The 9,497-nt window shown below is 74.7% G+C and carries 8 protein-coding genes; 5 read left to right on the forward strand and 3 right to left on the reverse strand.

The window, feature by feature from the left end; all coding sequences use genetic code 11:
• Window positions 1-91 precede the first annotated feature (91 nt).
• On the reverse strand, window positions 92-1,339 hold the full coding sequence (locus tag ACZ55U_RS28815; protein ID WP_465530550.1) for a CapA family protein: 1,248 nt from the start codon (window positions 1,337-1,339) through the stop codon (window positions 92-94).
• A gap of 443 nt (window positions 1,340-1,782) precedes the next feature.
• Here ACZ55U_RS28815 and ACZ55U_RS28820 point away from each other — a divergent pair, with 443 nt between their 5' ends.
• The 4 genes from ACZ55U_RS28820 to ACZ55U_RS28835 all read left to right on the forward strand — a co-directional run bounded on the left by ACZ55U_RS28820 (window position 1,783) and on the right by ACZ55U_RS28835 (window position 6,090).
• A complete protein-coding gene (locus ACZ55U_RS28820) occupies window positions 1,783-2,553 on the forward strand; it encodes a universal stress protein (protein ID WP_465530552.1) in 771 nt (256 codons plus the stop codon).
• Between the two features lie 175 nt (window positions 2,554-2,728).
• Window positions 2,729-4,279 (forward strand): M48 family metalloprotease, encoded by a 1,551-nt coding sequence (locus ACZ55U_RS28825; protein WP_465530554.1) that lies wholly within the window; start codon window positions 2,729-2,731, stop codon window positions 4,277-4,279.
• 30 nt (window positions 4,280-4,309) lie between these two features.
• Window positions 4,310-4,732, forward strand: a complete 423-nt coding sequence (locus tag ACZ55U_RS28830) for a MarR family winged helix-turn-helix transcriptional regulator (protein WP_465530556.1) — start codon at window positions 4,310-4,312, stop codon at window positions 4,730-4,732.
• A gap of 155 nt (window positions 4,733-4,887) precedes the next feature.
• Window positions 4,888-6,090, forward strand: coding sequence for a PP2C family protein-serine/threonine phosphatase (locus ACZ55U_RS28835; RefSeq protein WP_465530558.1), 1,203 nt, complete (start codon window positions 4,888-4,890; stop codon window positions 6,088-6,090).
• Window positions 6,091-6,238: 148 nt separating this feature from the next.
• Here ACZ55U_RS28835 and ACZ55U_RS28840 read toward each other — a convergent pair whose 3' ends face one another.
• Together ACZ55U_RS28840 and ACZ55U_RS28845 are read right to left on the reverse strand one after the other, a co-directional pair.
• Entirely contained in the window at window positions 6,239-7,015 is a 777-nt protein-coding gene (locus ACZ55U_RS28840) for a GNAT family N-acetyltransferase (protein ID WP_465530560.1), read from the reverse strand.
• A gap of 315 nt (window positions 7,016-7,330) precedes the next feature.
• Window positions 7,331-8,113: an SDR family NAD(P)-dependent oxidoreductase gene (locus ACZ55U_RS28845; protein WP_465530562.1), complete on the reverse strand. Its 783-nt coding sequence runs from the start codon at window positions 8,111-8,113 to the stop codon at window positions 7,331-7,333.
• A gap of 267 nt (window positions 8,114-8,380) precedes the next feature.
• On the opposite strand from ACZ55U_RS28845, the gene ACZ55U_RS28850 reads away from it, so the two are divergent.
• Complete coding sequence (locus tag ACZ55U_RS28850; RefSeq protein ID WP_465530564.1) at window positions 8,381-9,376, forward strand: hypothetical protein; 996 nt, start codon at window positions 8,381-8,383, stop codon at window positions 9,374-9,376.
• Window positions 9,377-9,497 lie beyond the last annotated feature (121 nt).

Below are 9,497 nucleotides of genomic sequence, written 5' to 3' on the forward strand. Positions count from 1 at the left end.
TGGCGAGGGAGTCCAGATCAGGCGTCACAACCGATCTTTGGACTCCCTCGCTTCATGTCATGCGCGCAGGCGAGCCCTTGGCATCAGTCATCTAGTGAGGGACGGCGGGGGTCGTTGAAGCCTTCGCGGGAGCCGAATTGGCCTTGGTGGCGGGGGCGGTGGGCGTGGGCGCGGTGATGGAGGCGCCGGGAGCGGTAGGCGCGGAGGCACCGGGGGCGGCAGGCGCCGGGGCGAGGCCCGTGCAGCCGCGCAGGCCGTCGCGGCGCTTGAGGGCGGCCTCGGCGGTGGCGCCGGTGACCGGCTGCGGGATGCCCTTGTCGTCGATGGTGGCCGGGGTGAAGGTCTCGCCGGTCACCTTGCCGTCGGCGGTGAGGGTCAGGGTGGTGACGCCGGTCTCGTTGGAGTTGGCGTAGTTGGAGGTGCCGTACCAGAGGAAGTTGCCGAAGCCGTACCCGATGTAGGTGTTGCCGAGCATGCCCGAACCGACCATGGTGTGCGCGTGGGTGCCGACCACGGCGGTGGCGCCGGCGGTGGCGAGCTTCTTGGCGATGGTGGTCTGCGCGGCGGTCGGGCAGGCCTTGCCCTCGTCGCCCCAGTGCAGGTAGACGAGCACCACCGGGGCCTGCTGCTTGGCCGTCTCCACCGCCTTGACCAGCGCCGGGACGTCCAGCGCCGAGGCGATGCCCGGCTTGCCGGCGCCGGCCCGCCACTTCTGGTTGGTGATGTCCTCGACCTGGCTGGCCGCGACCACCGCGACCTTCGCCCCGCGCACGGTGGTGACGTACGGGGCGTACGCCTCCTTGGCGTCGTGCCCGACGCCGACGACCGGGATCGGCGAGGAGTCCTTGGCGGCGAGGGTGTCGGCGAGACCGTCGGCGCCGAAGTCCACGGCGTGGTTGTTGGCCATCGAGACGACGTCGACGCCCGAGTCCTTGAGCACCGACAGCGCCTTGGGTGAGGTGCGGAAGGTGTAGGTCTTCGGTTCCGGAGCGCCGCGGCCGGTGATCGCGGTCTCCAGGTTGAGGACGGAGAGGTCGGCGTCGGCCAGGGTGCGGGAGATCGGTCCGAGGGCCGGCTCGGGCGGCTGGACGGAGAGCCGGGGCGCGGTGCGGCCCTCGAAGTGGACGTCACCCGCGAACGCGACGGTGATGGTGCCGTCCGGCCGGGGTTCGGTGCTCTTGGCCGGGGCGGTAGCGGAGGGTGTGCCGTCCGGCGCGGCGGACGTGCTCGGCGGCACGGGGGCCGCGGAGGCCGGGGCCGGGTCGGGGTCGTCCGGCCCGCACGCGGTGACGGCGGTCAGTCCGACGAACAGCGCGACGGCGGCCGCGGCACGGCGCATGAGTGGATCCCCCCGAGGACGATGCAAGAGCGGTCAGCCTACGCCACCTGATCGCCACCTTCCGGACCCGAGTCCACAACATTCCGGACACAACCGGACGCCGACGGATCCGCCGCGCCAAAGGGCCCCCGGAACCGGCCCGGGCAGTGCCGAAGCCGGCCCGGGTACCGCTGAAGCCGGCCCCGGTCCCGCTGGGACCGACCGGGCACCGTTCAAACCGTTCAAGCAGTCCCGGGCGTGGAACCGACCTGGCACCCGTGGGCTCCCCTGCCCCTGGCCTCCCCTGCCCGTGCCCCCCCACCCGGCCCGGGCCGACCTGGCCCGCCCGTCACAACCGCCCCGCCCGATCCGGCCAGCGCGTCCCTGGCGCCACGGCGGGAACAGCGCGCAGGTTGGTGTACGAGGAGCGGTCCCCCGCGCCGGAGGCCCGGAGGTGTGACGTGATGGCCAGCAACCAACCCTCCCCGGTGGGCGACGGGCCCACCGCCACCCGGGAGCGCCGGATCGTGGTCGGGATCGACGGCTCGGAGCCGTCGAAGGCGGCCCTGCGCTGGGCGGTCGGCCAGGCCGTCCTGACCGGGGCCACGGTGCACGCCGTGGCGGCCTGGGAGTACCCCTCGCTGTACGGCTGGTTCGCACCGATGGTGGACGACGACTTCGAACGGACCGCCCGCCGCACGCTGAGCGCCGAGATCAACGAGATCCTCGGCCCGGACCGCCCGGTGGAGGTCCGGGAGAGCCTGGTTCTCGGCCACGCCGCCGAGGTGCTGTTGGAGGCCGCCGAGAACGCGGATCTGCTGGTGCTGGGCAGCCGTGGCCGGGGCACCTTCGCCCGGACGCTGCTCGGCTCGGTGTCCACCCGTTGCGCGGTGCACGGGGCCTGCCCGGTGGTCATCGTCCGCTCCGGAGCGACGGCCGTCCCGTCGCGGGCGGTGGCCGAGCGAGCCGAACCGCACGCCCCGGGCACCGTGCGCACCAAGGACTGGCAGCTCAGCCTGCACGTGGTCGAGGACCAGGACACCACCACGGTGCACGCCGTGCTGGACGCCGACGGCAAGGTCCTGCACAGCGACGCCCTCTCGCGCCGCAACCCCCGCGACCCGCCCGCGCCGGAGGTCGGCGACGAGTTCGCGGTCGGCCGCGCCCTGGTGGACCTCGGCCACCAGCTGTTGCGCGCGGGTGTCCACGGCGCCACCGGGGCGGCCGAGGAGTGAGCGGGCGCCCGGGCGTACGCACGCGCCGGGCGCGGGGCGTGCGCGTGTTCCGGGGGATGCGCGAGGTCAAGGGTGGGCGCGCGAGCCGGGGGCGCGCGGGCCGCACGCGGTAGGAGATGCTGAATCGCCGTACGTCCGCCCCCACCGTGCCCCGACCGGAAGAGCCGCCACCGCCATGGACACCACCCCGGGCCCCGGAAGCCCAGCCCCGCAGCCCCCCGCTCCCGACGGCACGCCCTACGAAGCGCCCTCCCCCGCGCCGGACGACGCGCCCGGCGGCGTGCGCGGGGCCCGGCCCGACGGCGTGCGCGGGGCCCGGCCCGACGGCGCGCGCGGGGCCCGGCCCGACGGCGTGCGCGGGGCCCGGCCCGACGGCGCGCGCGACGGCGTCGCCCGCGGGGGCGCGCCCGCCACGGAGAGCGCCGCCGCCTCGGACTTCACGCCCGCCGAGCGCGCCCGGGGCCGCGCGCTGCGCCGCGCCCAGTTGCCATGGGCACTGGGCGGACGGCTGGCGGCCCTGGCGCTGGCCCTGGTCCTCGGTCTCACCCCGGTCGGCGCCGCCCTGGTCACCACCACCGGCGGCTGGTTCGGCGGCTCCCGGACGGCCGAGGTGACGGCCGGCGCGGCGGCCCTGGTGGTGCTCGGCCAGGCGCTGCGGCTGCCGTTCGACGCCGGGGCGCGGACCGTCCGGGCCCGGTACGGGCTGGTGACCCAGGGCTGGGCCGGCTGGGCGCTGGACGCCCTGCGCGGCCTCGGACTGGCCCTGGTCCTGTTCCTCCCGCTCGCACTCGGGCTGTTCGCGCTGACCGCCTGGTCGCCGCAGCGCTGGTGGCTGCCGGCGGCGGGTGGGGCGGCGCTGCTGACGGCCGCGCTCTCCTTCCTCCACCCGCTGCTGATCGAGCCGGTGTTCAACCGGTTCACCCCGATGGCCCCGGGCGAGCAGCGCGCCGCCCTGCTGGCGCTGGCCGAGCGGGACGGCGTCCGGGTGCGGGACGTCCTGGTCGCCGACGCCTCCCGCCGCACCACCGCGCTCAACGCCTACGTCTCCGGGTTCGGCGCGACCAGGCGGATCGTCGCGTACGACACCCTGCTGAGCACCGCCGCACCGCGCGAGGTGGAACTGGTGGTCGCGCACGAGCTGGGGCACGTCAAGCACCGGGACGTACCGGTCGGCACCGCACTGGGCGCGGCGGGCGCGGCCGTCGCGGTGGTGGTGCTCGGCCTGCTGTCGGCGTGGCGGCCGTTGCTGGACGCCGCCGGTGCGACGGACCCGGCCGACCCCCGCGCGCTCCCGCTGCTGGCAGCGCTCGCGGCGCTGCTGGGCGCGCTGTCGGGGCCGCTCCAGTGCGCGGTGAGCCGCCGGATCGAGGCCCGGGCGGACCGGCACGCGCTCGAACTGACCGGGGACGTCGAGCAGTTCGTGGCGATGCAGCGCAGACTGGCCGTGGCGAACGTCTCCGATGTCGACCCGCCGAGGGTGCTTGAGCTACTGTTCGCCACTCATCCGAGTGCGACCGGCCGGATCGCCGCCGCGCGCGCCTGGCAGGCCGCGCCGGAGCGGAGCGCGTCGGGGCGGGGCGCGTCGGGGCGGAGCGCATCCGAGCCGGGCGCATCCCGACTGGACGCATCCGAGCTGGACGCATCCGAGCGGGAGGCGTCCACGCCGGAAGCGTCGGGGCGGGAGGCGTCGCGGCAGCGTACGAACCCGGGCGAATCCGTTGTATAGTGCAACAAATATCGAGGAGGTAGGAACACCGTGCCCGGCCGCCAGTCGTCCATCGACACCATCCAGCGCGAGCTGACCGCATTCGCCCGCCGTGCCCGGCACAAGGCCTCCCAGCTGCACCCCGACCTCTCCCTGGTCACGTACAGCATCCTCGACCTGATCACCGAGCGCGGCGGCTGCCGGGCCGCCGACGTGGCCGCGCACTTCATGCTCGACAAGTCCACCGTCAGCCGCCAGGTCACCGCCCTGGAGAAGCTCGGTCTGCTGGCCCGGGAGACCGACCCGGACGACCAGCGCGGCCAGATCCTGCGCGCCACCGAGGCCGGGCTCACCCTGCTGCGGGACGCCAACGAGCAGCGGCGCCTCTCCTTCACCGCGCGCTTCACCGACTGGTCCGACGAGGACGTCGCCCGCTTCGCCGACTACCTGGCCCGTTACGGCCAGGAGGGCTGACTTCCCGCTCGGGCGGAGCGGATCGGCGGAACACCACCGGGACGGGGGCGACGGGAGCCGACGCCCGGAGGGCAGACCCCGGGCCACCCGGCCCGGGCCACCCGGCGCGAGGCCTCCGGGTGCGCCCCGCCGCCCCCACGGTGTACAGAGGAGGAGTGCCCCTCCGGCAACGCTCCGATGCTCCGCAGCCGCCGCCCGCGCCGCATCGCCCCGACCGCCGCCGCACCTGGCGGCCCGACCGCCGGGTGCTGACGGCGCTCACCCTTGCGCTGATCGTGCTGATCACCGCAGTCGACATCCTGTCCCCGCCGGACGTCCACCTCGGCCCGCTGCTGATCGTCGCCCCCGCCCTCACCTCCTCCTTCGCCGGGCCCCGGGCCACCGCCGGGATCGCGGTGGTCGCGTTCGCCGCGCTCACCGCGATCGGCGCCGTCCGGGACAGCCTGACCAGCTCCAACATCGAGACCCAGCTGGGCGCACAACTGGTCGTCTCGGCGCTGATCATCGGACTGCGCGTGCTGCGCGAGCGGCACGAGCGCGAACTGGCCCGGGTCCGCTCGGTCTCCGAGGCCGCCCAGCGGGTCCTGCTGCGTCCGCTGCCGGAGCGGATCGGACCGCTGCACCTGGCCTCCGTCTACCTGGCCGCCGAGGCGGAGGCGCAGGTCGGCGGCGACCTGTACGCGGCCGCCCGCACCGCCACCGGCACCCGGCTGCTGGTCGGGGACGTGCGCGGCAAGGGGCTGTCCTCGCTCGGCGACGCGGCGCTGCTGCTCGGCGCCTTCCGCGCCGCCGCGCACCTGCACGCCGATCTGCCCGACCTGGCCGCCTACCTGGACGGCAGCGTCAGCTGGGACCTCGCCCAGCTCGCCGAACAGTCCCGGCAGGCGAGGCTGTGCCGACCGTCCTCCCCGGACGGCGCCGAGGAGGGCGCGGAGTCCGGAGTGTCCGGCGAGTCGTTCATCACCGCCGTCCTCCTCGACATCCCCGACGACGGCTCGCCGATCCGCCTGATCGACTGCGGCCACCCGCCCCCGCTGCTGCTGCGCCCCGACGGCATCACCGCCCTGGCCGCGCGCCATCCCGCGCCGCCGCTGGGCCTGGGCGAACTCGCGCCGACGCGGTACGAGGTGGAGAGCTATCCGTTCCGCACCGGCGACCGGCTGCTGATCTACACCGACGGCGTGATCGAGGCCCGGGACACCCAGCGGCGCTTCTACCCGCTCACCGAACGCGTCACCGCCTGGCGATCCGAACGCCCCGCCGCGCTGCTGCACCGCCTGCGCCGCGACCTGCTGGCGCACGTCGGCGGCCGGATGGACGACGACGCGGCCATGGTGGTGGTCGAACGGCTGGCGTGAGGGGCGGGCCGGCGGGTGACAGCTTTCAGGTTTCAGCTTTCAGATAACAGATGACAGATTTCGAAATCTGTCATCTGAAAGTTGTCAGCTGAAAGCTGTTCGGGCGCCCCTCGCTCCGCCTCCGCCCCGCACCGCGCCCTCAGCCGCGTCACGCCACCCCGCGCACGTACGCCGTCGTCGTGCTCAGCCAGGCGAAGCCGAGGCGCTGGAGGATGGGGCGGCTCTGGTCGCTCGCGTCGACCTGGAGGAACTCGTAGCCGAGGTCGGCCGCGAGCCGGGCGCGGTGGGCGACGAGCGCACGGTAGATGCCCCGGCCGCGCCAGTCAGGCGCGGTGCCACCGCCCCAGAGGCCGGCGAACCCGGTGCCCGGGATCAGCTCCATCCGGGCACCGCTGACCGGCCGGTCGCCGGCCATCGCGACGACCATGCTGACCGTACCGGCGCCCCGTCGCAGTTGGTCGAGCATCCGCGCGCGCAGACCGGGGTGCTCGGCACCGAAGGCCTGTTCGTGGGCCTCCATCAGCAGGTCCACCCCGGCCGGGTCGGTGATCGGAACCAGCCGCACCCCCTCGGGCAGGACCACCTCGGTGGGCAGGTCCGCGATCCGGGCGATCATCAGCGCCTCGTCCGGCTCCGGGACGAAGCCGGCCGCGAGCAGCCGGGCGCCGAGGTCGGCGGGGCGGTCGTGGGAGTAGGCCTTCCACTCGAACTCCAGCCCCAGTTCGGCGAAGTGGCGCACCTGCGCGGCGATCGCCGCGTCCGCCCCGGCCTCGTCGAGGCCGGACCAGACCACGCCGTTCCAGCTGTGCTCCTGGCCCACCTGCCGGACCACCGGGCCGTCGCGCTCGATGCGGGTGCCGGGGTCGGGTGGTGCGTTGCGCCGGAGCCGGTCGTCGAACAGGGCGAGCACCTCGTCATGATCCATCCGCCCAGTCCAACACCCTCCGGCCGCGCCCGCCATCGAGTTTCCTCACCACCGGCCGCGGGCGGCGGACCTCGGCGCCTCGGACTCCCCGTTCCCCGCTCTCCGCCCACCCATCGCCCGGCCCCGGCCCCGTCACCCGCCCCCGGCCGAACCGGATCACCTCGCTCGGCGCCTCCGCCCCCAGGATGACGCCCAACGGGGCCCAGGCGTAGGCCAGTTCGTCCGTCTGCCGGGTGATCCGGGCGCGACACCGGGTGGTGCGACCGCCTCGTCAGACCGCTCCCCCGCGGCTGCCGGACCCCGGCAGCCCGCGCCCTACTGGGCCAAGTAGCCGCCGTCCAACGGCAGTACGACCCCCGTGACGAAGGACGCGTCGTCGGAGGCGAGGAAGAGCACGGCCGCCGCGACCTCCGCCGGATCGCCGAGGCGCCCCATCGGGTGCTGCTTCTCGATCGCCTCCAGGTACTCGGTGCCGCCGGGTTCGTCGTACAGCCGGGCCACGCGTTCGGTGGTGATGGTGCCGGGGGCCACAGCGTTGACCCGGATGCCGCGGTCGGCCCATTCGACGGCGAGGTGCTTGGTGAGCCCCGAGGCGACGAACTTGGCCGGCCCGTACACCGCTTGGCCACGCTGGCCGGCCTCACCGGAGATGGAGGACAGGCAGACGATCGAGCCGCCGGGCCGCTCCTGCGCGGTCATCGCCTCGATCGCGTACTTGCAGGTGAGGAACATGCCACGGCCGTCCACCGCCATCACGTGGTCCCAGTCCTCGGCCGTGGCCTCGGTGATCTCCATCAGCGGGATGATCCCGGCGTTGGCGACCAGAACGTCCAACCGCCCGTGCCGCTCGACGCCCGCCGCCACCATCCGGCGGGCGTCCTCCTCCCGGGCCACGTCACCGACCACCGTGCTGACGGCGCCCGGGAACCGTCCGGCCAGCCGCTCCAGCCCGGCCGCGTCCACATCGGTCGCCACCACCGACGCGCCCTCGCGGGCGAACCGTTCGGCGACCGCCCGCCCGATGCCGCTCGCCGCACCCGTCACCACACAGGAGCGCCCGGCCAGCCGCCCGCCGTCCACCGCGTTCTCGCTCACCATGCGGCGGACTCTACCGACCGGGGCGCCATCGGCCCAGAACGCCGTCACCCGCCCCTTCCCCGGCATGACTCACCGTTACCACTCTGTTGCAACCCTTGGGGTCGAATTCCCTGCCCTCCCCCGTACGATCGTGCGGATGGTGCGCCGACGGAGCATCTTTCGCACGGCCGGTCCGAGTACCCGGGCAGACGCCGGAGGCAACGCCCTCCACCCGTGCCCGGACGCGCACCGGAACGAGAACATCGGGGAGAACCGGGGGGTTCGCACGTGAGCACACCCGTGGCCCAACGCCGCCTCCACCGCCGGGGCTTGGCCACGGCCATCGCCCTGGTGGTGGCGATCGGGGTCGGCCTTGGCGGGTGGTGGTTCTTCGTCCGGAACGACCCGGACCGCGACTGCGCCGGGCTGCGTACCGACGCGGGCGTCCGTACGGCGCTCGGCACCAACTGGCGCGCCGACCTGCCGTGCGGCGAACTCGCGGACGGGCTGCGCCGGGCCGCCACCGGCGACCGGCCGGGCGTGCACACGATGGAGCAGGCCCGGGCGATGAACGCCGTGCTCCTGGCGCTGTCCCGACGCGACGACCACCACGTCCACCCGGCCGTCCGCCGCCCGCTCGCCGAGGCCGTCGCCGGCTACGCCGCGGACACCCATGCCGTGCTGACCCTGGTCAACGCCCTCTACAACCACCACGACCTCCACGACTCCGTCTGGCAGGACGGCAACACCGTACGGATGTCGATCGGTCAAAGGAGCCTGATCCGGGCCCTGCGCGGTCTCTCCGAGGACCCGGTCTCCTACGGTCTGCTGCGCGCCGCCGACCTGAGGCAGGCGGCCACCGCCTTCGTCGCGCTACCGCCGACGCCGACGGAGAGCGCGGTCGAGGATGTGGCGGGCCTCGCCGCCTTCCCCGCCGGGGCCTTCGACGGCATCGCCGACCAGGTCGTCCACGGTCGGAGCGACGCCGCCAAGCAGTCGTGGTGGAGGGAGGCGATGACCCGGCTGAAGGCGGAGAAGGCCGCTCCCGCACCGGACTTCGCCGTCGACCCGGTGGGCGCGCTGGTCACGGCTTGCGTCGACGACCTCGACCCGGACGGCAGCCCCATCCGTCTGCTGTCCCAGAGCCTCACCCTGCTGAACAGGTGGTCCACGGCCACGCAGGCGCACCTCGACCCGAGCGCGCTGGAGAACATACGGCTCAAGACCAACCTCTACGGTGGCACCGGGCGGGAAAACGCCGCGCAGAACCTGCTGTCCGTGTAGTCGACCCGCACCGCGCACGCCCGCCGTCAACGCGCGAGCGGGGGGGGGGGGAAGGGGGGGGGGGGGGGGGGGAGGGGGGGGAAAGGGGGGGGGGGGGGGGGGAGGAGAACGGGGGGGGGGA

Source organism: Kitasatospora sp. NPDC034533, from assembly GCF_055575155.1.

Excerpts from the sequence above, each read along its gene's own strand:
- ACZ55U_RS28815 (WP_465530550.1), bottom strand. The coding sequence starts at position 1,339 with ATGCGCCGTGCCGCGGCCGCCGTCGCGCTGTTCGTCGGACTGACCGCC.
- ACZ55U_RS28820 (WP_465530552.1), top strand. The coding sequence starts at position 1,783 with ATGGCCAGCAACCAACCCTCCCCGGTGGGCGACGGGCCCACCGCCACC.
- ACZ55U_RS28825 (WP_465530554.1), top strand. The coding sequence starts at position 2,729 with ATGGACACCACCCCGGGCCCCGGAAGCCCAGCCCCGCAGCCCCCCGCT.
- ACZ55U_RS28840 (WP_465530560.1), bottom strand. The coding sequence starts at position 7,015 with ATGGATCATGACGAGGTGCTCGCCCTGTTCGACGACCGGCTCCGGCGC.
- ACZ55U_RS28845 (WP_465530562.1), bottom strand. The coding sequence starts at position 8,113 with ATGGTGAGCGAGAACGCGGTGGACGGCGGGCGGCTGGCCGGGCGCTCC.